The 26,440-nt window shown below is 46.6% G+C and carries 24 protein-coding genes; 4 read left to right on the top strand and 20 right to left on the bottom strand.

The features are described from left to right. Window positions 1-40 precede the first annotated feature (40 nt). Window positions 41-226: a hypothetical protein gene (locus H5647_RS05995; protein WP_162926298.1), complete on the bottom strand. Its 186-nt coding sequence runs from the start codon at window positions 224-226 to the stop codon at window positions 41-43. 781 nt (window positions 227-1,007) lie between these two features. Continuing rightward, on the bottom strand, window positions 1,008-1,883 hold the full coding sequence (locus H5647_RS05990; RefSeq protein ID WP_045857096.1) for a LysR family transcriptional regulator: 876 nt from the start codon (window positions 1,881-1,883) through the stop codon (window positions 1,008-1,010). A 185-nt stretch (window positions 1,884-2,068) separates the two neighbouring features. Here H5647_RS05990 and H5647_RS05985 point away from each other — a divergent pair, with 185 nt between their 5' ends. Then, a complete protein-coding gene (locus H5647_RS05985; protein WP_045857095.1) occupies window positions 2,069-2,845 on the top strand; it encodes a ferredoxin--NADP reductase in 777 nt (258 codons plus the stop codon). Between the two features lie 101 nt (window positions 2,846-2,946). Continuing rightward, window positions 2,947-3,693 (top strand): SapC family protein, encoded by a 747-nt coding sequence (locus H5647_RS05980; RefSeq protein ID WP_045857093.1) that lies wholly within the window; start codon window positions 2,947-2,949, stop codon window positions 3,691-3,693. Window positions 3,694-3,786: 93 nt separating this feature from the next. Here the strand turns inward: H5647_RS05980 and H5647_RS05975 are convergent, their stop codons facing one another. Next, the gene (locus H5647_RS05975) at window positions 3,787-5,394 is read right to left on the bottom strand and encodes an NAD-dependent malic enzyme (RefSeq protein WP_045857091.1); all 1,608 of its coding nucleotides are present in this window, start codon (window positions 5,392-5,394) and stop codon (window positions 3,787-3,789) included. Between the two features lie 250 nt (window positions 5,395-5,644). On the opposite strand from H5647_RS05975, the gene H5647_RS05970 reads away from it, so the two are divergent. Next, window positions 5,645-6,886, top strand: coding sequence for an EAL domain-containing response regulator (locus H5647_RS05970; RefSeq protein ID WP_045857089.1), 1,242 nt, complete (start codon window positions 5,645-5,647; stop codon window positions 6,884-6,886). Between the two features lie 10 nt (window positions 6,887-6,896). Here H5647_RS05970 and H5647_RS05965 read toward each other — a convergent pair whose 3' ends face one another. After that, window positions 6,897-8,348 carry an HD-GYP domain-containing protein gene (locus H5647_RS05965; RefSeq protein ID WP_045857087.1) on the bottom strand — a complete coding sequence of 484 codons (1,452 nt, stop codon included), beginning with the start codon at window positions 8,346-8,348 and terminating at the stop codon, window positions 6,897-6,899. 431 nt (window positions 8,349-8,779) lie between these two features. Between H5647_RS05965 and H5647_RS05960 the strand changes: the two genes are divergently transcribed. Next, entirely contained in the window at window positions 8,780-11,506 is a 2,727-nt protein-coding gene (locus H5647_RS05960; protein WP_045857085.1) for a cation-transporting P-type ATPase, read from the top strand. On the opposite strand, the gene H5647_RS05955 is transcribed toward H5647_RS05960, so the two are convergent. The 16 genes from H5647_RS05955 to nrdR form a co-directional block, all read right to left on the bottom strand. Next, window positions 11,475-12,821: a sensor histidine kinase gene (locus tag H5647_RS05955; RefSeq protein ID WP_045857083.1), complete on the bottom strand. Its 1,347-nt coding sequence runs from the start codon at window positions 12,819-12,821 to the stop codon at window positions 11,475-11,477. The two genes, H5647_RS05960 and H5647_RS05955, sit on opposite strands and share 32 nt — an antisense overlap. A gap of 122 nt (window positions 12,822-12,943) precedes the next feature. Further along, window positions 12,944-14,470, bottom strand: coding sequence for a sensor histidine kinase (locus tag H5647_RS05950; RefSeq protein ID WP_045857081.1), 1,527 nt, complete (start codon window positions 14,468-14,470; stop codon window positions 12,944-12,946). 31 nt (window positions 14,471-14,501) lie between these two features. After that, entirely contained in the window at window positions 14,502-15,218 is a 717-nt protein-coding gene (locus tag H5647_RS05945; protein WP_045857079.1) for a response regulator transcription factor, read from the bottom strand. Between the two features lie 62 nt (window positions 15,219-15,280). Beyond that, on the bottom strand, window positions 15,281-16,021 hold the full coding sequence (locus tag H5647_RS05940; RefSeq protein ID WP_045857077.1) for a spondin domain-containing protein: 741 nt from the start codon (window positions 16,019-16,021) through the stop codon (window positions 15,281-15,283). A gap of 14 nt (window positions 16,022-16,035) precedes the next feature. Next, on the bottom strand, window positions 16,036-16,737 hold the full coding sequence (locus H5647_RS05935) for a spondin domain-containing protein (protein ID WP_045857075.1): 702 nt from the start codon (window positions 16,735-16,737) through the stop codon (window positions 16,036-16,038). 202 nt (window positions 16,738-16,939) lie between these two features. Further along, window positions 16,940-17,695: a putative porin gene (locus H5647_RS05930; protein WP_052691891.1), complete on the bottom strand. Its 756-nt coding sequence runs from the start codon at window positions 17,693-17,695 to the stop codon at window positions 16,940-16,942. A gap of 260 nt (window positions 17,696-17,955) precedes the next feature. Then, entirely contained in the window at window positions 17,956-18,558 is a 603-nt protein-coding gene (ribA, locus tag H5647_RS05925) for a GTP cyclohydrolase II (RefSeq protein WP_082086965.1), read from the bottom strand. A 40-nt stretch (window positions 18,559-18,598) separates the two neighbouring features. Beyond that, complete coding sequence (locus H5647_RS05920) at window positions 18,599-19,282, bottom strand: retropepsin-like aspartic protease family protein (RefSeq protein WP_121495356.1); 684 nt, start codon at window positions 19,280-19,282, stop codon at window positions 18,599-18,601. Window positions 19,283-19,327: 45 nt separating this feature from the next. Then, window positions 19,328-19,816 carry a phosphatidylglycerophosphatase A family protein gene (locus H5647_RS05915; protein WP_045857073.1) on the bottom strand — a complete coding sequence of 163 codons (489 nt, stop codon included), beginning with the start codon at window positions 19,814-19,816 and terminating at the stop codon, window positions 19,328-19,330. Continuing rightward, window positions 19,809-20,762, bottom strand: coding sequence for a thiamine-phosphate kinase (gene thiL, locus H5647_RS05910; RefSeq protein ID WP_045857071.1), 954 nt, complete (start codon window positions 20,760-20,762; stop codon window positions 19,809-19,811). Before thiL ends, H5647_RS05915 begins: the two co-directional genes overlap by 8 nt. Window positions 20,763-20,793: 31 nt before the next feature. After that, window positions 20,794-21,237 (bottom strand): transcription antitermination factor NusB, encoded by a 444-nt coding sequence (nusB, locus tag H5647_RS05905; protein ID WP_045857069.1) that lies wholly within the window; start codon window positions 21,235-21,237, stop codon window positions 20,794-20,796. Window positions 21,238-21,397: 160 nt separating this feature from the next. Next, window positions 21,398-21,865: a 6,7-dimethyl-8-ribityllumazine synthase gene (gene ribH, locus H5647_RS05900; RefSeq protein ID WP_045857068.1), complete on the bottom strand. Its 468-nt coding sequence runs from the start codon at window positions 21,863-21,865 to the stop codon at window positions 21,398-21,400. A 13-nt stretch (window positions 21,866-21,878) separates the two neighbouring features. Next, window positions 21,879-22,988, bottom strand: coding sequence for a bifunctional 3,4-dihydroxy-2-butanone-4-phosphate synthase/GTP cyclohydrolase II (gene ribBA / locus H5647_RS05895; RefSeq protein WP_045857067.1), 1,110 nt, complete (start codon window positions 22,986-22,988; stop codon window positions 21,879-21,881). A 128-nt stretch (window positions 22,989-23,116) separates the two neighbouring features. Next, window positions 23,117-23,779, bottom strand: a complete 663-nt coding sequence (locus tag H5647_RS05890) for a riboflavin synthase (protein WP_045857065.1) — start codon at window positions 23,777-23,779, stop codon at window positions 23,117-23,119. A gap of 47 nt (window positions 23,780-23,826) precedes the next feature. Further along, entirely contained in the window at window positions 23,827-24,918 is a 1,092-nt protein-coding gene (gene ribD / locus H5647_RS05885) for a bifunctional diaminohydroxyphosphoribosylaminopyrimidine deaminase/5-amino-6-(5-phosphoribosylamino)uracil reductase RibD (RefSeq protein ID WP_045857064.1), read from the bottom strand. Continuing rightward, window positions 24,915-25,388, bottom strand: coding sequence for a transcriptional regulator NrdR (gene nrdR / locus H5647_RS05880; protein WP_045857063.1), 474 nt, complete (start codon window positions 25,386-25,388; stop codon window positions 24,915-24,917). Before nrdR ends, ribD begins: the two co-directional genes overlap by 4 nt. Window positions 25,389-26,440: the final 1,052 nt, after the last annotated feature.

The following is a 26,440-nucleotide window of genomic DNA, read 5'->3' as shown; positions in this document are numbered from 1 at the left end:
TAAACCTCTTCTTTATAGGCTATCGCTAAACCGTCGAGACTTAGTCGCGGCCATGCTTATTTTTAATGCGCGCCCACTTTTCCTGCACCTCTCGTTCTTTTTTCTCACGCAATGTCGATTGAATCTCTGTGATGCGGCTTGTTCGACTGCTGTTCGCGCTCATCACTTGCCGACAAAACACGTAAAGGGGCACCGCAAAAACGAGCAAAATAACCCATATAAGCATTTCCTCTTCCATCCTTTATTATTGAGCGCAGTTGCCCCACGGGGGAAAGGTGACAATCCAATCACTGAAAGATTTTAACAGTATGTGCAATCAGGCCAAAACATTGTTTTTAGCCTTTCGATCGATACTGTAACCCCTTAAGAGACGGCCATATCAAACCACAATGTGGCCTATTCTTTACTCTATGATGCCTGTTTAAATTCATCAAACCGAGCCTGTATTATGCGGGAAGCGAACCTTTCTGCGCAGCCCGATTCACCCAAAAGCTAAAAGACTTCGACCACGTTAGCAAGCATTCACCAGCCTATAATTTATGAGAACATCACCGGCTTTAATGGCGTTTTTAGGCGAAAAATGCTGGCCGCCAAACAACTACAATCATTTTCTCTTAGTCTGTAATCTGGTTCTTGCTGCACCGTTGCGGCGCCCTTAATTCAGGTTGTTTTTATATATGGACGCTCGCTTTCGCCGCCACGGTCAACGTTTCCAATAAACGTGGCGATGAGCGTACTCCCTTGGTATGTAAACAAAACAACAACATAATAACGCAAGCAACCAACGTACTAGAAATTCGTTTCATTTTTCTATGCTTGCCTTACATTACACCGCAACACGCCCTTAAACCGCACCATAAATACCGTCTTTATCCGCAAACTTAAATATCCGATTTTCATTACACTGTAGTGGCACCCTAACCCATATTATCTAGAACGTTGTCTTCCTAGAATGCCCTGCCCTTAGAAGGTGCTTTAAGAGTGAGCGACCCATACACGATGCGTTTTTACAGGGTACACACGTCAAGCCATTGTTTAATGCCTGCACTGCGATATTTATGGCGGTGCAATACCCAATACAAGGTTCTACGTAAATCAAATTGTGGTGTTCGCAACGGGACTAATGTACCGCGCTCAAAGGCATCTTGCAGGGTGATTGTCGAAAGGCACGCAACCCCCAAACCAGATTCAACCGCACGTTTGATCGCTTCGGTATGCTGCAACTCCAACACTATATCCAAACGATACAAATGATGATGAAACGCACGATCGAATGTTTGCCGCGTACCGGAACCCGGTTCGCGCAGTATCCACTGCGCCGCCAGTATTTGAGCCGTAGTGAGTTCGGGTACGTTGGCCAAGGGATGATCTGGTGCGCAAAAGCAAACCAATTCGTCCTCTCGCCACGGCTCGAGTTGCAGCTCAGGATGATGGTATTCACCTTCAATCATACCGATGTCTATTTTGAAATCGAGAATTTCGCGCGCAATCGTGTCGGTATTAGCCACCTCCAACTGAACGCGGCTATCCGGTGTGCGTGCCATATAATCCCTCATAAGCGGCACACACAAATAGTTACCAATAGTCAGCGTGGCGCCCACTTTAAGGTCGCCAGCAATGTGATGCAGGCTAAACGCTTGCTCCAATTCCAACGCTCGCGAGACAAGCGCTTCTGCATCGGGGCGCAACCGTGTGCCCAGCTCGTTAATTTGTAAGCGCTTACCAACTCTGTCAAATAGCTGTATAGCGAACTGGGATTCTAAATCTTTAAGTGCACCACTCACCGCCGATTGAGACATCGACAACTCGCCCGCTGCGCGTGATACATTTTGATGATGCGCAACCGCCAAAAATACCTGCAATTGCTTTAGGGTGTATTTCATTTTACTGCTTACTCCAACGCTACCCGTTACTCACTGCGTACGAAAGCCTTTTCATTAGCCGAGCCGCAGGCCCTAGTAATCGTTTTTTCCGATAACTATAACCCAAAAAACCCATTTTACCGAACAATAGAGACCGTTTAAGCTTATCTCACTCTCTAGCTAATCCTCTTACTGCGAGCCACATCATGAGTAACCTCTTAAAAGAAACTGTCCTCGAAGTTCATCACTGGACCGACAACCTGTTCAGCTTCAAAACCACGCGCAATCCCGGTTTTAGGTTTCGCAATGGGCACTTCACCATGATGGGGCTAGAGCAAGATAATGGCCGCCCTTTACTACGGGCCTACAGCATTACCAGCGCTAACCACGAAGAGCACCTCGAGTTTTTTAGCATTAAAGTGCCCAATGGGCCTCTTACATCACAGCTTCAACATATAAAACCTGGCGACGAAATATTGGTCAACCGTAAATCAACCGGTACCTTAGTGAGTGATAGTTTATTGCCCGGTAAGAACCTGTGGCTAATTAGCACGGGCACTGGGCTCGCGCCCTTTATGAGTATTATTAAAGACCCTGAAGTTTATGCACTTTACGATAAAGTCATACTCACCCACGGCGTGCGCACGGCCGATGAACTGGCCTACCAAGCATTTATTACGCAAACATTGCCCGAAAACGAATACTTTGGAAATGAAATACGCGCCAAACTACTCTACTATCCTACCGTTACTCGGGAAGTGTTTGAAAATACAGGCCGCCTAACCGATGCTTTGGAAACCGGCGATCTCCCCCAAAAGCTTGGCCTTTCACCGCTTTCACCTGAAAACGATCGTTTTATGATTTGCGGAAGCCCCAGTATGCTCAAAGACACCTGTCAAATACTGGATAATCAAGGCTTTAAAGAAGCCCGTAATGGCAAGCTCGGGCACTATGTTATCGAGCGGGCTTTTGTCGAACAATAATCCCTGCTAAGATCGGCGAACACATTATGTTGGCGCGAACCACAGCGCCAGCGCATCATTTAGACACCTTGATTAAAAGACTATAAATTATGGCTGCTCTCATGTTTTACCAAGAGCCAGTTGCTCTTGAAAAGAAAAAACACGTCGATCTTAAGCTTAACCGTAAGCAGAACTACGCCTTCGCGAATAACGTGAACTCCGTGCCTCTTGGCGGTATCGAATTTTTCCAAACAAGCCGGGATTACCCGATTTTGTTTGTCAAAAACGAGAAGGGAGAATATTTACCAATGGCAATATTGTCGTTGAAGAAAGATTCTCACGATATGGGCGATAGCTGGGAAGATGTCTATATTCCGGCCTTCATTCGCCGGTACCCTTTCGCGCTTACGCCTGAAAAAGTCGTAATGTTCGACAATAAAGCACCGCATTTTCAAGAAGACGAAGGTGACCGCTTATTCGAAGAAGAAGATAAGCCTACCGAAACACTCCAGCAAGTAGTTGGTTTTCTAGAAGCCGTCGACAAGAGCTATCGCGCAACAGAAGAGTACGCCAAAGCCTTGGGCGAGAAAGACTTATTTGAACCCTATAACGCCACCATTAAGTTCCAAAATGGTGAAGTTAAAATGAGTGACCTTCACTGCATTAACGAAAAGAAGCTACAAGAAGCTCTCTCTCCAGAAGAGCTGCAAACGTGGTTTAAAAATGGCTGGTTAGCGTGGACTTACGCTCACCTACATTCGCTTGGCTCAGTTGGCGAATTAGTTAAACGTCAACGCGCTGCACAAGAAACAGCCGCGTCTAATACTCCTGCATCAGATGACGCTCCAGCAAGCGACAACAAGTCTTAAAGAGCTATCAGCTTTATGCTAAAAAAACCGGCATCTTCGCCGGTTTTTTTATGCCCTCTTAGCGGTCCAGTTCCGTGCTATTTTACGCCCCTCCTAATAATGAGGGTCGTATTGAGCCGCCCGAACATGCTTCTCAAAATCGGCAGGCAAAGGCCTACAACACAAGCCTGCCGCTTGGGCACTCTCGCCTACCGCTACGGCAATTTTTGCAGAAACTTCGCGAATTTCGCTTAACGGAGGGTACAAACAGCCACTCTCAATTTGGTGCTCCGACACACAACCGGCCAACGTTTCTGCAGCCACTATCAGCATATCGTCATTAATCCGCGTTGCGCCAGATTGCAACACGCCCAATCCTAACCCAGGGAATATATACGCATTGTTACCCTGCCCCGGTACACGAATATCGCCGTTAATGTGAACGACCCCAAAGGGGCTACCACTGGCAAATACGGCTCGTCCCTCACTCCATTGGTACGCTTGCTCAGCCGTACATTCTGCATTAGCGGTTGGATTAGACAACGCAAATACAATAGGGTGATCGTTCGTCTCACACATGAGCTTCACGGCCTCTTGCGTAATAAGACCCGGGCGCCCAGTTGCCCCTATAAGCGCATGAGGTTTGAAGGAGGAAAGCCCCTCAATAAAGCTCATGGTCGGCAGTTCTGCTGCAAACGGGCGCACATGATCACTCAGTGTTTCACGGCCGATAACTACCACACCTTTGCTATCGACGAACACCAATCTTTCACAGGCCTGCGCGTGCGTTAACCCTTCTCGCATCATTGCTTTCGCTAATAGATCACCAATACCGGTTGCGGCCGAGCCTGCACCCAAAAACATAAAACGCATATCCGTTAGGGGCGTACCTGTAATGCGCGTTGCAGCTAATATGCCCGCTAGCGCTACCGATGCGGTTCCCTGAATATCATCGTTAAAGCACAACAATTTATCGTGAAAACGCTCTAATAATGCCACGGCATTGGGGGTCGAAAAATCTTCAAACTGTAGCAGGGCTCTCGGAAAGCGGACTTTCACAGCCTCAACAAACTCGTCAATAAACGTATGATAACCTTCGTTGCGTATGCGCGGTTGCCGCAATCCAAGATAAAAAGGATCCTGTCGAAAAGCTTCATTTTCAGTTCCCACATCCAACATTATCGGTAGACAGTGTGCCGGATCTATACCAGCACAGGCGCAGTAAAGCGCGAGCTTACCAATAGGAATGCCCATACCATTGCTTCCTAAGTCGCCCAACCCCAAAATACGTTCGCCATCCGTTACAACGATTAGGCGCACATCGTCTTCTGGCCAATTGCCCAGCACCTCAGCAATATTTCCTTTGTCTGGCCAAGCGATATAACAACCGTTACTTTCACGAAAATTCATTGCGAACTGCTGACAGGCTAGCCCTACGGTTGGGGTATAGACGAGGGGCATAACCTCTTCGATGTGATGCATTAATACCGAGTAATACACGCGTTCATTACGTTTTTGAGTGGCCGACAGATATAAGTATTTATCAATATCGCGTGGTTTGCTCCGAATGTTCGTGAGCACACGCTCTATTTGCTGCGCCTGGGTGCTCACTACTGGCGGTAATAAACCCGTAAGTTTTAATCGCTTTCGTTCATCAAAAGTAAACGCTGTACCTTTATTGGTACGAGGGTCACTTAGTACTGCCACGCCTTTTTTAATCATTTTTGCCGCTCATTTAAGTATTAAGAATGCGAATAAAAAGAACCAAAAGATGTTTGAAGGTTAAAATAAAAACGAAAAACTTGATAAGAACCCTCAATTCGGCACTTTCTTTATTGTATACCCTGTTTTCTAGAAGCACCTTTTGTAATTTAACTATACTCATGTACACACAGACTCACACGAGGGTGTAGTAGATTGTGGCTCATCGATAAATGAGCATGACGCATAAGCACAAAACAAGGACTTCATTGTGAACTCTCTCGATCCTTTTAACGACTCCTCTATCCTAATTGTGGATGATTCTCGCGCTATCTGTGAAGCACTCACGGCAATTTTACACGATTGCGGTGTGTCGAATGTTGACTACTGTTTGAATGGCGAGGAAGCTTATACTCGAGTGGAAAGGGACCCAACAGCCTATGATGCACTGTTTGTCGATTTGCATATGGAGGGTATGGATGGCCTTGAACTTATGCATAAACTCAATGAGTTGCGCTACCGTGGCGGCATTATTGTTATGTCCGCATTGGACAAAAAAATTCTCGATTTTACTCTTGAGGTTATTAGTAATTACAACTTACGTGTTCTTGGCTCCGCAGAGAAACCACTCGAAAGAACACTGATAGCCTTTATGGTAAAACGCATTAAAAGTTACTACCCTACGGTATCCCGAAAAGAAAAAGTCCTTAAGCGCCGAGAACTCTACGAGGCGATAAAAAATAATAAGGTTATCACTTACTTCCAACCTAAAATTTCAGCGGTGAATAATACCGTTGTTGGGTTAGAGTGCCTAGTGAGGCTCAACATGGGGCGTGCCGGCGTTATTTCGCCTGCTGCCTTTTTGCCTGTTGCCGAACGTTTTGAATTAATCGAGTCGCTTACCGATGCCGTTCTAAATACAGCGCTCCCCCAATTCAGGCGATTTCGCGAACACACCCAACTCGATTGCTCTCTCGCCATCAATATTTCTCCGCTACAGCTTTATAACAATTTATTGCCAGAAACCTTAAACGAGTACCTCAATCGTCATTTAGTCGCGAAACGTAATGTCATTATTGAAATCACCGAAAATCATGCTATTCGAGAAGAGAGCCAGCTGAAAAATTTAAATAGAATGCGTATTCATGGTTTCCAATTATCGTTGGACGACTACGGCGCAGGCTTTACGAATTTACGCCAACTGAAGAACCTACCGTTTAACGAAATAAAACTTGATGCACAAATGATTAATGGTATTCATACCGATAAAGTACTACGCATAATGGTTGAATCTGTACGTAAAGTAACGCATGAAATGGGTTTAAATCTTGTGGCCGAAGGTATTTCCGATTCTAAGGATTTAATGGTGATTAGCGATATTGGCGTAGATGCCTATCAGGGTTATCTTTTTTGTAGGCCAAAACCCATGGATGAATTGTTACGGTGGCATGCTAACTGGGAAAAAACAGTTCGACAGACAAAGATTGTTAACCTAAACGATAAGCATGCTTAGAGAAGACGTTTTACAATTGCTTTATTTGCCTTACTTGCGTTAACCACAATTCATGCAGTTCGGCGGGAATGGTAGGCGTAGATTGTTTACCGAAATTCACCAGAGACTCTTTATTTGACGTTTTTCGTTCTACCGCATTGTCCCGTCCCTCTATGAGAGCAATGGTTTTTGCCGGTGCCCATATCGGTGTAAGCTCCGTTACAGTGGTTTCATCTTCTTCTACCAGTTCACCCAGCCTCAACATAAATCGCTGAATGTGGAAGAGAATTTCTTGCATCATCAAAAATACATCCTCGACTTCTCTGTACGCATGCTTGAGATGTTCCGACTCTACTTGATCCAGCCAACGCATATAGGCATCGTTGATAAGGCCTGATTGTTTCATCGCAATACAAATATGTTCGAGTAAACAACTAAGAGAATAGATTCGCGCATTCGCTACCGACATTTGATTCTGTTCAACAAAAATTTCAGCCTGTTCAACGAAACGATTAATGTATTGATGTCTTTCGCGCACTTGTAAAATAAAAACGGGCATCAGTTCTTCAGGTATGCTGCACGATTCACTGGCCGTGCAGTTACGCAACAAAAGCACAAGATCGGCTGCAGCAAAACCTGGGCGTGAGAGTTGATTCATCTGAATAATCGGGATTAAATCGTGTAACGTACGCCCGCGTGATTGAAAGTATTTTACGTAAATAGCATGAATACCATCCAGCAAATGCACTAGTTGCCCCAACGGCGATAGCTGCTTAGCAATTTTATGGGCGGGATAACCGGAGCCGTCCATTTCTTCGTGGTGTTCCAGCACAGCACGCGCAACCTGTACCGGTACATTCGGTAAAAATGACAGTAGCTCGTAGCCAATGGCGGGGTGTCGCATCATTTGTAGCCAATCGGCAGCGCTTAAGTCCTGATGCTCATTCAATGCAAATTCTGGTATCAGTAGAAGCCCTATATCGTGAACTATACCAGCCATAAACGATTCAAGAATTTGCTCGGTAGATTTGTTTCTGCGAACACCTAACGCAGCGGCTGTCCATGCGCAAAATAACGCGCGTTCGAAATGCTTTGGTAGCCGACGCGACATCACCCATAGATATTGCGCAAGGCTTTCTTGTTCGCAGAGCCGCTCAGCGGCCATACGTTGGATCGCAGTTAAGTCAACGAGCTGATAGAGTTCATGCAGCACGGGGTCGCGCAAGAAGTAATCCGTAATCTTACGTTCCAATTCTTGTGCATTAAAAGTTGCCGGTATCGAGATGTTCATACCAATTGGCTGAATGAGCGTTCGCCCAACCAATGTCTGCAGCTGATGGCCTTCTATAGGCGTTCCGGCGGTGTAAGGTATCTCTCGACTGCTGCAATGTATGTCGAAGCTCACCACCATAGGATAACGCTCAGCTAAGGCGATAAGGTGCTGTAGATAGTGGTCATTAAAACTGGTTTTATTATCTGTCATTACCGCCCACGATTGGTGAAAACCCTAAACTAAACCCCAAAAGTATAGACACCCAGATCCACCTTGGCAGGGTTTCATCCATTCATCGGTAATGACTCCGTGGACAAGGGGCGTATGCTCAAACCGACGCAAAATCGGGCGCCACCGATTCTCGCATCCTATACTCATGACAAGCGCGTAGTACACGCCCTCTTGGGTTCAATTCGAGAGAGAATGCGTTTTCACTGTAGATACTTGGCAAGCGTTAAAAATACAGTTTACTGTGGAATAGATGACAGTTTTTCTCGTCACAATTTTTCCTATAAATGGTGAAATTATTTTCATTCACGCGCCATTATGTTTCGATGTAGGGCGCCACGTTACACTGAATACGTAAGACTCGGGATTGAACAACAACCCTCAACTGGAACTGTAGATTACTAGTAAAAATCATGAAGAAATCCATCGATCGATCGGTTATTCACACGTGGCACCAAGAAGAATCCAATGCGGTACTCTCTCGGCTTGGCAGCGGCCCACAAGGGCTAACACAACAAGAAGCGACAGCACGCGTCGCTGAATATGGCCTCAATCAACTCCCTCCAAGTAAGCCCAAGAACCCCGTTATACGGTTCTTACTGCAGTTTAATAACGTACTGATATACGTATTACTACTCGCGGGTATTGGTACGCTTTTCCTTAACCACCTGATAGACGCGAGCGTTATTTTTGCGGTTGTTATTCTTAATGCACTCATTGGGTTTATCCAAGAAGGCAAAGCAGAAGATGCACTACAGAAAATTCGCCTAATGTTGTCACCCAGCGCCGAAGTGTTGCGCGATGGCCATCATCACACTATTGACGCACGCGATTTAGTGCCGGGCGATATAGTCTCCTTACATGCTGGCGATAAAGTACCAGCCGACCTCCGTTTACTCACCGTTAAGGGCTTGCACATCCAGGAAGCCGTACTCACGGGTGAATCCGTTGCGGTGGAAAAAAATCTCAATACAGTCACTGCCCACGCCGCTCTGGGCGACAGACGTTGTTTGTGTTTTTCCGGCACACTGGTAAGCCACGGGCAAGCCAGCGGTGTTGTGGTGAATACCGGTTCACACACCGAGATCGGTCGCATTAGCCACATGGTCGCTCAAGTGCAAAGTACGACCACTCCTTTACTCAAACAAATGGCAGAGTTTGGGCGATGGCTGTCTTTCGCCATTATTATTGTTGCCGCATTAAATTATGTGTTCGGCATTAGCGTACAAGGTTACGCCCCAACCGAGATGTTTTTGGCCTCGGTAAGCCTCGCTGTTGCAGCAATACCCGAGGGCTTGCCCGCCATCATGACAATTACACTCGCCATAGGCGTACAGCGTATGGCAAAACGTAATGCCATATTGCGACGATTGCCTGCGGTTGAAACACTGGGCGCAGTAAGTGTGATTTGTTCGGACAAAACCGGCACGCTCACCCGAAATGAGATGACCGTGCGCAGTGCAGTCACCGCCGAGCATACGTTTTTAGTGGAGGGTACGGGCTACGACTCTCACGGCGCGATCACACTCGACAACGCCGAGGTGGACGCAGACTTACGTCCAGTGCTATGGAAAATGCTGTACGCGGGTGTACTCTGCAACGACTCCGCATTGGAGCTATCCGCTAACGACGAACCGCCTTATACCGTAGTTGGCGACCCAATGGAGGGCGCTCTTTTGGTGGCGGGTTTAAAAGCCGGCATAGAGGCAGACGAATTGAATAAGCGCTTTCCCCGTACCGATTTAATCCCTTTTGAATCCGAACATCGATTTATGGCCACGCTTCATCACAGCCACGATAGCCAGACAACAGTTTATCTTAAGGGTGCACCAGAACAGCTACTGAGTATGTGTGATTGGCAAAAGACCGTTTCTGGCGATCTCCAAAAAATTGACCCCGAATATTGGTTGTCTCATATTGAACAACTCGCCGCACAAGGCCAACGCGTATTGGCCGTGGCAGTAAAGCCCATGAATCAAGATCAACGGGAACTCAATTTTTCCGACGTAAACAAAGGGCTCATTATGTTGGGCCTCTTTGGCCTCATCGACCCGCCACGTGAAGAAGCCATTCGTTCCGTAGCACTCTGCCAGAAGGCTGGTATACGCGTAAAGATGATTACGGGGGATCATGCCGCCACTGCACTGGCTATCGCCAAGCAGCTTAACTTAGCGAATACCGAACGGGCGCTCATTGGCGAGCAATTAGTCGTAATGGACGATGACGAATTGAGCAAGTTGGTTGAAACCGTCGACGTTTATGCCCGTGTTGACCCTGAGCATAAATTACGGTTGGTTAAACTGTTGCAAGAGCGGGGTTTTGTTGCCGCTATGACCGGCGATGGTATCAATGATGCGCCAGCTTTAAAACGGGCAGACGTAGGTATTGCCATGGGTAAAAACGGCACTGAAGCGGCGAAAGAAGCGTCCGAAATGGTACTCGCCGATGATAACTTTGCGTCTATTAGCCACGCAGTGGAAGAAGGCCGCACCGTTTACGATAATTTAAAAAAAGCGATTCTATTTATTTTACCCACTAACGGCGGCGAAGCACTGATTGTATTAGCCTCGGTACTCTTTGGCTTTCAGCAACTCCCCTTAACTCCCGTACAGATTTTATGGGTTAATATGATCACCGCTGTCACGCTCGCATTATCTTTAGCATTTGAGCCTGCCGAAAAAAGTGTGATGACACGGCCACCTCGAGACCCGAGTCGCGCACTGCTTTCACCCTTTCTGGTCTGGCGTATTGTTTTCGTCTCACTAATATTAGCTTCAGGTACGATTGGTTTATATCTATGGCAAATCACCAATCAGTTCTCTATTGAAGTGGCACGCACGGTCGCGGTCAATACCCTTGTCATGTTTGAAATTTTCTATTTATTTAACGCGCGCTATATATTGGCGTCGGTAGTGAACAAAGAGGGATTACTGGGCAATAAAATTGTGCTTTATGCTATTGTCGTTTTAGTGTTTTTTCAGGCGTGTTTCACGTACCTACCACCGCTACAAAGCATATTTGGAACAACAAACATTTCTGCACGCCACTGGTTAGACATAGTGCTCGTGTCGAGCAGTGTCTTCTTTCTCGTTGAGTTAGAGAAGCTTATTATTCGGCGCCGGCCCGCAGTGATAGTTTAGACGGCAGTACAACTGTGAATACGCTGCCTACGCCGACCTCGCTTTTAACAAAAATTTGTGCCTGTAATAACTTTACTAATTCTGCCGTTAACGCTAACCCTAAGCCTGCGCCCAGAATGCTGCTTCTTTCCACTTTCCGGGCGCGGCTAAACTGATCGAATAACCGTGGCAGATCTTCATCGGCAATACCCGAGCCGGAATCCGTAATAACAATAACTAACTCTTCCTCGAGAGTGCGATCTAGCGTTACTATTACGCTGCCTTCATCCGTGTATTTAATCGCGTTTGAAATCAAATTTGTTAAAATTTGGCCTAGCTTTTCGCCGTCGGTAGAGCACCATACCTCTGTCCTGTCATTTGGGCTCACTAGCGTTAAGTCTAATTTTTTTTCTCTTGCATCTTTCGTAAACGCCTCTAACACAGTGCGAATAACCGCTGAAACTTCGGTTTCGCGAATATCCAGTTCGACATCACCGGTTTCAATGTTTGCCATTTCAAGCACTTCGTTCACCAGCACCTGCATCATTTCGCCGTTGCGTAAGACTGCGGCGAGTCCTTTTGCGTCTTTTTCTGATAACACCGGTTTAAGATTTCGCTGGAGACGGCGGGAAAAACCGATAATGGCATTTAGAGGCGTGCGAAATTCATGCGACATATTCGCTAGGAACTGTGTTTTGTATTCTGCAACACGGTGTAATTCTTCGTTAGATTTTTTGATAGACAAATACATTTTGTCGAACATTCTGGAGTAATACCAACCTGCACCACTGATACAGACAATGGCAAGTACAAACGAAACGCACCGAACAATCACCTCCATAAAAGGTGTTAATGCAGTGTTCAAAGAGGTCGATGCCATCAACTCCAGCGCGCTGAGGCCCACAAAAAAACAGCACACAAACAATGTGGCCCACCACCCCATCAAGCGACTGACCATCATAAAGGTCGCAACAGGGAAAAACAGTAACAAGATAAGGAAGGGGCTATGTATTCCGCCGTAGGCATAGCTAAGCGCCATAATAGGCAAGGCAATTGAAAACAATAGAACTAACGACAGAACGCGCGTACTCACCTGCCGGCGAGAAGCCACTATAACCGACAAAGTAATAATTAGACCGCCAACGCTAATCAACCCACCTGCTTCCACACCCAGCAGCCACACCCGACCGCAGAAGACAAGAAGCTGTATGATTAACCACGCTACGGCGGTACGTTCAATAAGGCGACGACGATTAGAGCCAACCACCTTTCGGTATTGGGATTTTTGTGCGTCTGTCGGCTTTTGTCGAACGCCGCTATTAAAAGGCTGTGTCACACGGCACTCTCAACTACCAATAGTCTGTAAAGTTTAGCAGGTGTAATTAGCGTTCAACGATCGAGAAAAAACATGTATCAACAGACGCTAACCGAGACTAAGCGTAACATCAGACCTACGCCTTACGCTTCAACAGACGGTAACCTAAATGAAAAGGTTGTACCACTATCTTCTTCACTTTCTACAGTAATGGCCGATTGATGTAACCCCAATAATTTTGCGGTAATTGCGAGACCCAGCCCACCGTGCGAGGTATTCCCGCGTATGCTGTTGCCGGCTTTAAAATGAGGTTCAAATACATGAGGGATATCACTGGAAGGTATGCCAATACCATTATCGGTAACCTCGACGGCCACTAGACGAGAATCCTTGGATAGCAGTACGGTTATGCTACCGCCCATTTTACTGTGGCGAATGGCATTATCGATTAGATTCGTGAATACACGCTCGAGTTTTTCAATATCGCCCATAACCTGTATGCGGCTATCTCTCGGTGATACGCTTAAGCTTAAATGCTTCTCAGCCGCTGTAAAACGAAACTTTTGAATAACATCATCGACTAATTCGGCAATCGAAAATGATTCAATATTCACTTGAACGTTGCCGCTGTCGAGGTGGGCCAGTTCAAATAACTGTTCTACCAGTTTTGATATTTTTTGCGCGCTTTTTTTGGCCGTCGCAATATATTCTGCACTTTTTTCAGGTGATAGCGTTGTCTGGTTCATTTCCCATGTTTCTAAATACCCCAATAGTGAAGATAATGGCGTACGCAAATCGTGGGACACATGCGATAACAGCTCCTTGCGTAATTGATCGATAGTAATAACATTTTTATATTGTTCATCGAGTTTATTTAATAACTTTAAAAAACCGCTACCCAATATGTCAATTTCATTTTCGCTGTCACAGGCCCATTTTTGAAGCTGCACCCACTGTTTATCGCCACCACCATCAAGGTTTAATGGGCTATCGGCGAAGCCTTTTTCTCTCAGGTCGCTCACTTGCAAGGCGAGTTCACGCAACGGCCTTGTAACAATTCGCGTTAATAGTACCGTTGCCAACAGGCTGCAGAGTATGCCAGCAAATAAAAGCCCTACGGCTAAACGTATATTTTTACTTTGCGCGACCATGGCCGAAAAGTCATCGTATATCTCACTACCTAATACGACATACATATAGCCTGATAATTTATCACCACTGATAATAGGCGCAGCAGAAAAAACTTTTTTACGGTCTAACGCTCTAGGATCATCACCGTAAATCGGTTGCTGCCCATCAGGGGTTACGGCCATAAATTGATTAATTGGCACAATATCTACGCGTTCACGTTTTATTTTATTGGGGTCGGTAGAGTAGGCGAGAATCTCGCCTTTAACATTCAACAAATAGAATTCGAAATTCGGCCCTAGAATCATTAACTCGTGAAAGCTATGTTTTGCGGCGTCTAAGTCTGGCTCCCCATCACTAAACAGAATATAGTCGTGCAACACGTGATCGGCGAGCGACCAATTCATCAATTGTGTCACTTCTTGCTGATGCGCGCGCGAGGAACGAACAAATAGGGATATTGAAAATATACCGACTAATACGAACGCGGTGAATATTGCCAACGCTAGCCGAGTATCAGTTTTCTGGAAATAGGCCCTCATATAGTGTTTTCCTTAGATGCATACCTGTACATCAATGGGTTGCTCGCTCTGAAAATTTGTACCCAACACCCCAAACCGTTAGCACATATTCTGGGTTGGCGGAATCGGCCTCCAGTTTTGCACGCAGCCGGTTAATATGAGAATTTACCGTATGCTCATAACCTGAATGGTGGTAACCCCACACTGCATTCAGCAATTGTTCGCGGCTAAAAACTTGCCCCGGATGGTTGGCCATATATAACAGTAGATCAAATTCTTTGGCTGTTAATTTTACGTCGTTGCCACTGAGTATTACGGTTCGTTTGCCCTTATTAATAACCACATCACCTACGCAAATATTATCGGTTTTTGCTGTGTCCAATCCCGTTTCTGCATTTAAGAACGCAACACGGCGTAGAAGCGCTTTCACTCTGGCTTGCAGCTCACGTACGCTAAAGGGTTTTGTGAGGTAATCATCGGCGCCCATTTCTAACCCCACTACACGATCAATTTCTGATTTTTTAGCGGTTAACATTAAAATAGGTAAATACGAGTGGCTACCACGCACTAATTGGCAAATTTTTAGCCCATCAATTTCCGGCAACATAATATCAAGAATCATTAAATCAAATTCGTTTGACATGGCTTTGTCCAAGCCTTCATTACCGGTTAAGCATCGCGTTACCTGATAGTCTAACGATTCTAGATTCAACGCGATGAGTTCGTTAATATCCTGTTGATCTTCTACTACTAGTATTTTTTCATGCATAGCGAATTAGTATCAGAGCAGCCATGGCAAGCACTGCTCTTAACCTTATCTCCTTTTGAGTATTACTGCATACGCGTAACGCGAATGACCGCCGCGCCATTATCAAAACGATGCGCTTGGGTTAAGGCTGAGCCAACAAGGCCATCGTCCATTGTGACAACCCCAGGATGGCGCGCAACAAAATCAACATCATCTCGATCACTGTTGTAACCTTCACCACCGGCGGCAGGCCCCGGTATGGACGCAACACTTTCACTGTTCGCCTCTGTGCCTGCGTCGTAGATAGGCGTTATCACTGTTTGGCTTTCGTTCACGGCCAATTGTCCAACCGGCCAAGCGGTAACACCGGTAAACGCGTCATTGGTATTGACAAGCATAGTGGCAACAGTGAGTGTGAGACTTTGTGATTCGGCCGCGCTCACCTGCGTGACATCGCTCTGGCCTGGCATTATGACGCCGGCGCCCGACATTGCCGCTAAGACCGTATTTTGGGCCATAAACTCTGAGCCGTCACCTGATTCAGCCAAGCGCTCGAGCCCTGCGGTAGCCGCTAGGCCAATCTGCCACTGCGGGTCACTTTCTACGTGCAACAATACCGCGACCGGCGATAAAGGCTGCCCATGAGTACTGTTAAGCACCTTAATTTCATAAAGCGCAACGGGCTCTGGCGTGGGCGCAACGGTGGGCATTGCGGTGGGCACCGCAGTCGGCGTCATATCATCGTCATCGTTAAGCTCGCAGCCCGACAGCGTCAAAGCCATTGCAACGAACCCTAACAAACCAAAAGAATGTAATCGTTTCATTTTTTATCTCCCGGTTATTGAACGGTTACGACGACTTTCGCCACTGGGTTTAACCAACGATGCACACTGCTAACCAAATCACTGCTGCCACCGGTTAACTGATTATCACCGAGGTTGCCACGGTGTATATGCACTGTGGTATTGGCCTCTGTCATAGCCACACCTGTACCGCCCGTACCTCCGTTACCACCCGGGTTCGCAGGAATGCCTACAACACCTGGCATACCGCTATCAGCCACTACGCGTTCATCGTTTACTTCAGTGCCTGCATCATAGCCATTTAGCATAATGGTGTAAGTGCCAGCCGTCGCAGGAATGGGCCAAGCATCTAAGCCCACAAAGCCATCATTTGTCGGCAATAGCATGGCAACAATGCTCAACAGGTTATTATCTCCGGTATCAAGGTTCATGACAGATGTACTGGAGGCAGGCGCTAGTAGGCCCCCTGCAGGGTTTGCCATGCTGGCAGCACCAACGGAATCTAATAGCGTCGTAAGCCCTGCCAGATCGCCACCTTCGGCCATAGCTTGCAGCTCTATTGACGCGGTCATTCCCACATCAAATACATCAGCCGTATCCGTGTGACTGGTTACCATGAGGGGTGTAAAGTACATGCTTTGAGTGAGGTTGGTAATCTCGACTGAGATCATTTCAGCGCTGGCAGTGGTGGCCATGAGAGAAATTAGGGAGCCAAATAATACAGGGGTAATCTTCATTGTCTGTCCTCTTATTGCTTTGGTTGAAAGTACTACCAACAATAATGAACGGACGTCCTACGGCGATCACAAATGTATAACATTTCTATCACAAACGTTTTATATCGTACTCTTAAGGTAAATATGGGCATTCGCACGAATAGCGAGAGGCTATCCGTGCGAGAAAAGGGAATGTGCTTAGACGTTACGATAACGCCGTACGTTAAAATCGAAAGGACGCTTGTAATCCAGTAACATCCGAATATTCGGCCGCTGTATAGTAAGCACTCAATGACGCTTTTTCAGTGAAAAAGTATTCGCCTTTAACGGTAATCTCTTTGTATAAGTCGCGCAATCTATCATCGTCAGAGAATACATCGGCGTACTCTATTCCGGCACTAGCGAACCGATTAAAGTAAAAATCTGCGCCTATGGAATAGTTAACATCATCGTCCTCACGCTCAATATCGCCGTAAAGACTTAACGCTTGATCCCCATTCAATGGCGCTACATATTTTCCTGCGAAGTTAAGTTCGTAATCGTCGCCCTCAAGGTAGGAGGTTGTCACTAAGAGGCCTTCCATTGGTGTAATCCCAACGGTGCCAAGTAATACATCATCGCTATCACTGCCGTCATCAAATCGCATGTAGTCTAACCCGACGTAATACATACTATTGGGAATATAGTATTCAGCGCCAATAATTAGTCCATCTGCATCGCCAGAATCAGAGTCAAATTTAAAATACTCGCCAGAGATATTTGAGCTGCGACTTATAAAAGCGGCTTCCCCTAATACGTGCCCCGATGTATCGACCGGCGACCAATAAGCCGTCCCACCTACACCCATTTCTACAATATCATCTCCGCCGTCAAAGCTAATATTCCCAGCACTGGCACTCGCTTCAATCGTGTATTCTTCGGCGATAACCTGATGTGCTGCGGCCAATGTAATACATAAAGTAAGCAGTTGCTTTTTCATTTTTTAGTCCTTAATAAAATCCATTTAAAACACTTAATACACTATCTGCCCTGGGCATTCGTGCATCTCTGGAATGAATTATGGCATCCGAAAAATGAATGAATTCTGAATAAAAACCTCGTAATTGAAGTTAATTAAAAAGTGAACTTTATTCAGCTAAGGTACAGAAAAGAGAGGTTTCTAAGAAATTTAAAAAAAGGTAAAGGGATAAAGGAAGGGCGAGATAGGCTCGCACTCGAGCGAGCCTACAATGTTAACGACTATGAACTTTCATTGTTATCGAGTAAATGGCCAAGTTTGCCACGCTTTGTTTCGAGGTAATGCGCATTATGGGGATTTCTACCCGTTTCATGCGCCATACGTTCGGTCACTTGAATACCAAGATCTTCTAACGCTTTTATTTTTCGTGGATTATTAGTTAAGAGTTTTACCTGACGAATACCTAACTGATCACACATAGGTTTTAACATCGAGTAATCACGCATATCGGCACCAAAACCTAGCTGTTCATTGGCCTCCACGGTATCGGCGCCTCGATCTTGTAAATGGTAAGCGCGAATCTTATTCACCAAGCCAATACCACGACCTTCTTGCCGCAAATAAAATATAACACCACGCCCTTCTACCGCAATACGGTGCATGGCCGCTTGCAGTTGTGCACCGCAATCACACCGAAGTGAAAATAGCGCGTCACCGGTTAGGCACTCAGAATGAATACGCGCAAGCACGGGCTCTCCACTGGACAGATCGCCCATTGTTAATGCTACATGCTCTTTATCGCCTGCGTCATCAACGAATCCATGCATTTCAAACATACCTAATGACGTAGGCAGCTTGGAAGATTCAACATATTTTACCGACACTCAAATACCTTTAACATTTTGATCTTAATTTCTTTCACGATTAGTACCGCGACTGTAGTACTAAAACACCTTTATCTACCTGCATATCAATACGACTTAAAAAGCTGTTACCCAGCAATACTTGATAGGGCGACGTTCCTGTAATCACAATAGCACGTACATTGTTAAGCGTTATGGTGCCAACCGTTACACTGGATAAGTTCATTTCAAAACCAGAGGCAACACCGTTCGCCGTAGAAACGCGTGTTGGCGTACCTTTTTTATAGGGCAAGCGCAACGAATCTGCTGTAGCCGAACTCATGGAAATAGCACTGGCTCCGGTATCCACCATAAATTCAACAGAAGCGCCGTTAATTTTCCCTCTCGCGATATAGTGGCCGTTATGGCCACTGGGCAACCTTACGGTGGGTTTCTCGGGCTCAATATAGACACCCCCAATCGCTCTTGAGAGGGTGAGCTTTCGACGCTGTCCCTCTATCTCTATTACCGCAAACTTACTACTGGCCTCAACTAACATAACGCCTTCCGGCGAGGTTTTACCCTGTTTTAACAACTGCTGCTGACCATTAATTACCAATATTGCACCCCCCTTAAAAAGCCCTTTTACTTCGACTATAGGTGCCGCCAGCACAAGGGTACTAAGGGTTAACACAAAAGCACTTAGCGCTAATGCCGTAATTAGCACCAGCATCAAGCTAAAACGTTTAGTGTGCTTAGCGTCCATTGCCAGCCTCTCCTTTTTTTATTATTCCAATTGAAGGATCGTGGCCTACAGCATACCGTAGGCCATTAAAACCTGCAGTATGACGGCAGCTGCGATGCCAGCGAGTACGTCATCTACCATAATGCCAAAACCACCGTGTACTTTTCTGTCAACAACACTAATGGGCCACGGTTTGACCATATCAAAGAACCTAAATAGCACAAAGCCGGCCATAAGCGTTTGCCAACTAAACGGCACGGCGATTAGCGTTATCCAAAGCCCTACAAATTCATCCCAGACAATGCCTTTGTGGTCATGCACCCCCAAAACTTTGGAGGCATACCCACAAAGATAAATACCGACCACACTTGCAACTATGACAACCCCTATATAGTAGGGCAGCGCTAAAGAGGCGAGTAGCCAATAGAGCGGTACAGCCATTAAGGTACCCATGGTGCCGGGTACAATAGGTGATAGGCCAGAGCCAAATCCAAATGCGAACAATAGCCTCGGGTCGCGCAACAATTGTTTAACTGTGGGGTTGGTCTCAGCCAAAGTGGTTATACCCTGTCGTTGTGGTAGCGAACGATTCGCCCAGTAAACTACATTTAATGCCCATTTCTCGGGAAACAATACCGATAACGGAAGCCTTTAACCCTTGATCAATAAGCGCTTCAACGGCCGCAACATGCTGCTGAGGAACAGTAAAACACAGCTGATAATCATCGCCACCCGAAAGCGCCCACTGATGCTGTTGTTGCGTACTCGCACATTTCAAAACCGCAGCCGATAACGGTAAGCTTTCTACAAAAATTTCTGCACCTACTTGGCTTGCGTTACAAATATGTCCTAGGTCGGCTAAGAGCCCATCAGAAATATCAATAGCGGCACTCACGTGGCCTATCAACGCATTCGCTTCATAAAAACGGGGGCCTGGGCGGTAATAGCGGTCATTTAAATAATGTGCCGATTCACTATCGGCTTTTAAGCGTCTTTCCATAATGGCCAGAGCCGCTGCGCCGTCACCGAGATTACCTGTGACATACACTCGATCCCCAGGTTCAGCTCCGCCACGCGTAAATGCTTTGCCTGGTTCCACACTACCCATTACTTGGATGCTAATCGCTAAAGGGCCTTTTGTCGTATCGCCACCAATTAGCTCACAGCCAAACTGACTAGCAATACGAAACAACCCTGCGCTAAAGGCGCCTACCCATTGCTCATTGGCATTAGGCAAAGTTAAGCTAAGCGTAAACCATAACGGCCGCGCGCCCATAGCAGCGAGGTCAGACAATGATACGCATAGCGCGCGCTCGGCTATTTGCTCTGGGTCACCGTTCGCAGGGAAATGCACATCGGCTACGAGAGTATCCACGGAAATAGCGAGCTGTTGCCCTTGTGGTATTTGTACAAGAGAGCAATCGTCGCCAATGCCAAGCGTGACCGTATTGCACTTTGCGCCACGCTTAAAATAGCGATTAATTAAGTCAAATTCGTTCATGCGAATTTACTACACCTACAGCAAAACACCTTTAGCGTCTCGCCGCTTTAACCTCGGCTTCACGTAAATCGCCGGCGACTTTGTCCAGCACGCCATTAACAAATTTGTGACTATCTTCTGCACCAAATTTTTTCGCTAAATTAACGGCTTCGTTAATAACCACACGATAGGGTACATCTAAACGACGGCTAAACTCATAACTGGCTTGACGCAACAAAGCTAAAGTAACGGGGTCGACCTGTTCAATGGTCATAGCTTTTAGATAAGGTTTAAAACACTCGTCTAAATCACTTTTTGCCGCAGCAACACCGTGAAATATTTCGTGGAAATAGTCTGTATCCACTTTTGCCATATCATTGTCGGAGTGAAACTCTGCTTCAATGACATTGAGCGGGTTGCCGGTCATTTGCCATTGATAGATGGCTTGCATGGCATAGTGACGGGCACGGCTGCGAGTTGCGGCTGATACTTTCATTAACAGATAAACCTTCAAAAAACGAATAGTAAGGAGACGAATATGCCTCCGGAATGTTAACAGCCAAGATAACAATACACATGTTCTCTCACACTGCTTGCACACTGCATTAACGCCGAGAATCCAACTAACGACGAAAACAAGCGCCGGAAAATCGACGCTAAAATTTACCGAGTAAGGACACCATTTCTAGCGCTGTCTCGGCCGCTTCACAGCCTTTGTTGCCCGCTTTAGTACCGGAACGCTCTATCGCTTGTTCGATAGAGTCGACGGTTAGCACGCCGAAAGTAATAGGCAAACCCGTATTCAACGATACTTGCGCCAACCCCTTGGTGCACTCGCCGGCCACATACTCAAAATGAGGCGTGCCGCCGCGAATAACCGCGCCTAGCGCAATAATCGCATCGTATTTTTTACTGATGGCTATCGCTTGTGCCGTCAACGGAAATTCGAACGCGCCGGGGGCATAAATAATGTCGATATTGTTATCGGCAATACCATGACGACGCAAAGTGTCTAATGCGCCATCTTTTAAATGCTCCACTACAAAACTGTTCCAACGGCTAACCAAGAGCGCGTATTTACCCGTAGCAGATTTAAAATCACCTTCGATTACTGTAATGGTCATAGTGTATTCCGTATTATTCGTTCTTTAAATATTCCACAACTTCCAAATTAAAGCCGGAAATTGCGTTAAATTTTAGGGGGGCGCTCATCAAGCGCATTTTTCTAACACCCAAATCTTGTAATATTTGCGAGCCAGTCCCTACTTGCTTGTATCCCACATCTTGCTTCGGTCGCAATTGCTTACCCGACAGCAACCAATCGATACTTTCTTCAATCTCAAGCGTGGTTTCATTGTGACAAATTAGCACTAAAACGCCGGAGCCTTCTTCCGCTACTTTGCGCATTGCGGCTTGAAAATGCCAAGAAGGGCCGTCTTGATTCGTTCTCTGTATGGTTAATACATCACGCGCAGTACTCCCCACATGCACACGAACCAGTATTGGCTCTTCTGGATTTATATCGCCTTTGATTAACGCAAAATGCAATTCATTGCGCGCGGTATCTTTATAGGTTTTTAGAAGAAAATCGCCATACTCTGTTTGTACTGTACGCTCGTTAATACAGGCAACTGTTTTTTCATGGACCGCACGGTACTGAATAAGATCGGCGATAGTGCCAATTTTTAAACCGTGCTGTTCGGCAAAGACTTCCAGATTTGGACGACGCGCCATGGTGCCGTCTTCGTTCATAATTTCGACTATCACGGCAGAGGGATCGAAACCCGCCATACGCGCAAGATCACAGCCAGCCTCGGTGTGTCCCGCGCGGCTTAATACACCACCGGCTTGCGACATTAAAGGAAACACATGGCCCGGCTGCACGAGATCTTTCGCCGTCGCTTCACGCGAAACCGCTGCTCGAATGGTGCGAGCGCGATCTGCAGCGGAAATGCCGGTTGTTACGCCTTCAGCAGCTTCTATCGAAACCGTAAAATTTGTAGCGTGCGCGGCAAGGTTGTCACGCACCATTAAAGGCAAATCGAGCTGCTTACAACGCGCTTCCGTCAACGTTAAACAAATAAGCCCACGTGCGTGGCTGGCCATAAAATTAATATCTTCAGCACGCACTTGGTCGGCGGCCATAATTAAATCGCCTTCGTTTTCACGGTCTTCGTCATCCATAAGAATAACCATTTTACCGTGACGAAAATCGTCGAGAATTTCTTCCGTTGTATTCAATACCATAATAATGTTTTAGCTCTTTTGCCTTTACAAGGGAGAACAGTATTCCCACTGTTCGCTTTAACACACCATCGATTGACATTTTTTCACTCAATTAAAAAGTGAAATGCCGTTTTCTGTGCGGCGCTTGGTTAACGTAAATAGCCGTTCTCGGCCAAAAAAGCTTCGCTAATTGAGGCTTTGCTGTCGCTCTCGGCCGCTTTATCACCCAATAGTAGGCGCTCCAAATACCGAGCGATAACATCCACTTCTAGGTTGACCCGCGTACCCGATTGATAACGACCAATAATGGTTTCTTGCAACGTATGGGGCACAATATTCAAATCAAACTCACACCCGTTAACGGCATTGACCGTAAGGCTTATGCCATCGATCGTTATTGAGCCTTTGTGAGCAATATATTTTGCCAGCACGGCAGGTGCCCGCAATGTAAAACGTTCTGAACGACCGTCGCTTGCGCGGCTCACCACCTCACCAATACCGTCAACATGGCCACTGACAATATGACCGCCTAATCGAGATTGAGGCATTAACGCTTTTTCTAAATTGACCGCGCTTCCCGCGGCCCAATCACCCACCGTGGTTAGGCTAAGCGTTTCGAGCGAAACATCTGCCACAAAGCCATCACCGGGCAACGCTACCGCCGTTAAACAAACGCCGTTTGTTGCAATTGAATCGCCTAGCGCAACATCCGCCCACGGCATGTCTGCGCTGCGTACCTGCAACCTCACATCACCGCCGCGACGTTCAATGCTGACAATGTGCCCTACTGATTCGATAATGCCTGTAAACATAATGTTGGTATCAAAAGTGTCTATTCGATATAGCGTAAAGCTTACGCTTACGCTTCGGGATCGGGTGTGGCGGTTATTCGCCAATCTGGCCCCACGGCACGCACCTCTTGGATTTTCATTTCCAATGAAGCGCCCATGGTATTAATGGGAATGTTGAGTAAGGGCCTTGCCTCGCTACCCATTAGTTTAGCTGCCATATAGATAATAAGCTCATCGACTAACCCTGCCCCTACAAAAGCACCCGCAAGGGTTGCTCCTGTTTCGAGCAATATTTCATTGCAGCCTTCTTGGGCAAGCTTTTCTAGCAATGCGCGCAAATCTACGCGGCCATTTTTTTCAGGTAATACCCAGCATTCGTGATGGCTCTTCGCCGCAGCCTCAGCGTTACAGGTCGCCACTATAGTGGCTCCCGGCTGCTGGAATATTTCGGCTTTCTCGGGCGAACGTAACTGGCTATCGACAATTATCCGCAATGGCTGCCGGTCGCACTCGGGTAAACGCACCGTGAGCAAGGGGTCATCCAATAAAACAGAATCTACGCCAGTAATTATTGCACAGGAACGAGCGCGCAAGCTCTGTACATCCGCCCGAGCAGATGGCCCTGTTATCCATTTGCTAGCGCCATCGGCCATCGCCGTACGACCATCTAAGCTCATGGCTAATTTACAGCGCAACCAAGGCAACCCCATTTCCATTCGTTTAACAAAACCGGAGTTAAGTGCGCGAGCCTGTTCTTCCATCAAAGGGCCATCAACGACTACCCCCGCGTCCCTTAGCTGAATAAGGCCTTGCCCTTGCACTTGTGGATTGGGGTCTTCCATACCAAACACTAAACGCGCAATACCGGCACTAATAAGCGCCTCGACGCAGGGCGCTGTTTTACCGTGATGGTTACAGGGCTCAAGTGTGACGTATGCCGTAGCCCCTACCAACAGGCTTTTATCGGTAACGGCCGCTATTGCGTTAACTTCCGCATGCTCTTCGCCAGCGATTCTATGGTAACCCTCACCAATACATTCGCCATTTTGAGCGACAAGTACACAGCCCACACGGGGGTTCGGCGTTGTCGTATTCAACCCTAGTGCAGCCAACCGCAGCGCTTGCTGCATAAAATTATTATCACGCATAGAAAAACTCATTCGGCACTATCGACGGGAGGCGTTTCATTCAGCCGATCAATCTCTTGCTGAAATTCGCTGAGGTCTTGAAAACTTCGATAAACAGAGGCAAAACGAACGTACGCCACTTGGTCCAAATTACGTAATTCGTTCATTACGCGCTCTCCAATGACCAAGGATTTCACTTCTCGCTCGCCAAGTGCCTGTAAGTAGTGTCGAACACTATTCAACGAAGACTCTATTGATTCGACGCTAACAGGACGCTTCTCTAACGCGCGCTGCAAACCGTTGCGTAATTTCTGTTCGTCAAACGGCTCTCGAGTGCCGTCTTGCTTAATGACCTTAGGCATTAACAACTCGGCAATCTCAAAGGTGGTAAATCGCTCGTGGCAAGTTAAACACTCGCGTCGTCGACGCACTTGGCCGCCGTCGGCAACCAATCGAGAGTCAATAACTTTTGTATCCGTTTCGTTACAAAAAGGGCAGTGCATGGAAAGTATCCGAACGTGTTTAATTTCGGGCGCATATTAACACAGAATTCGCTCCACCTCTCGCGCGAGTTTTGCGCGCACATGGGGCGCTACCCCGCGTCAACGCTGGCTCTTGTGTCTGAGCGCTAGAGTCTCTCCAAGAACATTTAATAAGATACGCGCTCGCGCCTAAAACGCCTCTGGTGTTTATAGGTACCTGCTCTTGCCAAGACGAAAGATCACCCCCTCTAGAACCGACAAAAGCAACGCCCCAGCACACGAGCCAACCCACCCTCCGACCGCCTCTACCGTTCTCTAAACATCACGTAGCTCGCGACGATAAAACTGATCTCTACGTGCGAAAAAAAACATCAGGCTTAACGCATTAATGAACACCTAAAAGAACACCACGCCTGCCGCTTTGTTAACGTTTACCAGAAACCCTCTCAGCGCTTATCCTTAAGATAAAACTCGCCACCGCAACATTCGACAGCTCGCCTAGCAACGCTGAAGCCTTAAGCCCTGTTCACGGCAACCTTTACACCAATAGCCATAAAAGAACGCCCTGCAATAAAGACCTTTTCGCATTCACGGCACTTTTTATTAATCTAGCCATTAATTAGTGGCGCATTCGGGAGCCTGCTCCATTGAAAATACGTGCACCATTAACAATCTTATCGCAGTACTTTCACACAAGCATCGTCGCAATATTTCGCCGACAACCCAATCGTTTTTTAAACGCTAAATAGTATAAAAATTTAAAATTACATATTAAACACAAGACACTTTCTTTTGATTTTCACGTTGAATCTAGCGACTTTAATGCGTTTTCTGGTATTAATTTAGCGGTGTCCTGCAGACCTAAGACGTTTTTTGATTATAATTCGCGTGTCATATAGTAAAAATGACAATATTAAAGAATCCCTATTTAGCGTTGTATTTTGATGTATGGCGCGACTCCCTCACTAAGCGGTTAAAGGTGGCTTTGTCGCAACTTCAAGAACGTCGATATAAGCCTAATGGCGCAGTCACAACCATTAAGAGTGGGCAGTTCTTTGTCTGCTCTGTTCATC

This window comes from Teredinibacter purpureus, assembly GCF_014217335.1.
GTDB lineage: Bacteria > Pseudomonadota > Gammaproteobacteria > Pseudomonadales > Cellvibrionaceae > Teredinibacter > Teredinibacter purpureus.
Note: the sequence above shows the minus strand (reverse complement) of the source record. Positions and strands in the feature narration are given on the sequence as shown.